The sequence below is a fragment of the Zoogloea oleivorans genome, from assembly GCF_008107625.1.
Classification (GTDB): Bacteria; Pseudomonadota; Gammaproteobacteria; order Burkholderiales; family Rhodocyclaceae; genus Zoogloea; species Zoogloea oleivorans.
This window is the reverse complement of record NZ_SDKK01000097.1, coordinates 1-1,322: the sequence shown is the minus strand read 5'-3', so window position 1 is coordinate 1,322 and position 1,322 is coordinate 1. Positions and strand designations below refer to the sequence as shown.

Genomic DNA, 1,322 nt, shown 5'->3' with positions numbered 1-1,322 from the left:
ACTTCAGTCTAGAGCGCGCCTAGCTATACTGATGGATCTCCGTTTCCTAGCTATAATGGAAACATTATGGGGGCCTATGGTAAGCTAGCTGATGCACGTAATTTCGGGGAGATGCTTGGTCGTGCGGGTGGTGGTGGATCCGGTTTTGATGTGCAGATGAAAGGAGAGTTGGCTGGTGGTCGCTCCTTTTCTCCTTCACCCAAAGGAAAGTGATAAGCGAAAGAGGTGAGCTTTATTTCATGAGTTCATTTTTGACGAAGCCTCCATAGTGAGGCTTCTTTTTTGATGGATCGTCATGGGGTAATTTTTGTGGGTGTGGATTTCGATGGAAATTGATTGCAGTTAATGAAGTAAAATTCAAATGTATGGTCACGCACGAACTGCGCCGAATGAAACCGATGCTCAAGGTTGGAAGGGTTGCTTCAGCAAACCTTTGTGATTGCGAGGGCCCTGTCTGATGAGGCTATTTTGAGGTTTTGTATGCTGCTTAAAGGACTGAGGGTTTTGTTGTTTTTTTGAGTTTTAGTTTTGATGTCGGCATAGCTTTCTCCGCGCCTTTGGATAAAGGGTCGATTGATGAGAAAGTTGGGTTTTTTGTTGATAAAATGGCCGTAAGTTCAAAGTTGCAAGACGAGTCGGTGTAGTGGTCTAATTTCCTCGGACACCTCGATAGGTGGATGATCCACCCGTGGAGGAGAAATAGATGAAACAGAAACGCCGGGCGTTCGATGCGAGCTTCAAGCTGCAAGTCGTCCAGATGATCAAGGATCAAGGCCTGAGCGTCGGTCAAGTGTGCCGCGACATGGGTCTGGGAGAGACCGCAGTGCGCCGCTGGCTGGTGCAACTCGATGCGGAGCAAAGCGGACAGGCAGGCATCGGCAAGCCGCTGACGGTCGAACAACAACGCATTCGCCAACTCGAGGCGGAGAATCGGCAGCTTCGCCAGGACAATGACCTGCTGAAAAAAGCGTCGGCCTTCTTTGCCCGCGAACTGAAATGACCTACCGGTGCATCGCTCAGTTGCAAGAGAAGGCCGACAACACCGCATTGCTGTGCCGGTTGCTGGGCGTGAGTCGTTCGGGCTTCTACGCCGCCTGCTCACGCAGGGGCGAACCCGCCAGGGTTTGCCCAACGAGCACCCACCTGCGCGCCGCCTTCACCGCCTCCGGACGCTGCTATGGCAGCCGGCGCCTGCGGGCCGTCCTGCATGCGCAGGGGCTTCGCGTGGGGCGATACCGGATACGAACCCTCATGCGTATCAATGGGCTACGTCCGGTGTGGCGGCGCAAATTCATTCACACCACCGACAGCCGCCACGGCTT

The 1,322-nt window shown here is 53.5% G+C and carries 2 protein-coding genes; both read left to right on the top strand.

What is annotated here, in order from left to right:
• The first annotated feature begins 703 nt into the window (after positions 1–703).
• Positions 704–1,000, top strand: a complete 297-nt coding sequence (locus ETQ85_RS25940; RefSeq protein ID WP_148581855.1) for a transposase — start codon at positions 704–706, stop codon at positions 998–1,000.
• A partial coding sequence (locus ETQ85_RS25935; RefSeq protein WP_148581854.1) for an IS3 family transposase occupies positions 997–1,322 on the top strand: 326 nt, incomplete at its 3' end. The genes ETQ85_RS25940 and ETQ85_RS25935, both read left to right, overlap by 4 nt.

What these genes read in the sequence shown, in the direction of transcription:
- ETQ85_RS25940 (WP_148581855.1), top strand. Translation starts at nt 704, where the DNA reads ATGAAACAGAAACGCCGGGCGTTCGATGCGAGCTTCAAGCTGCAAGTC.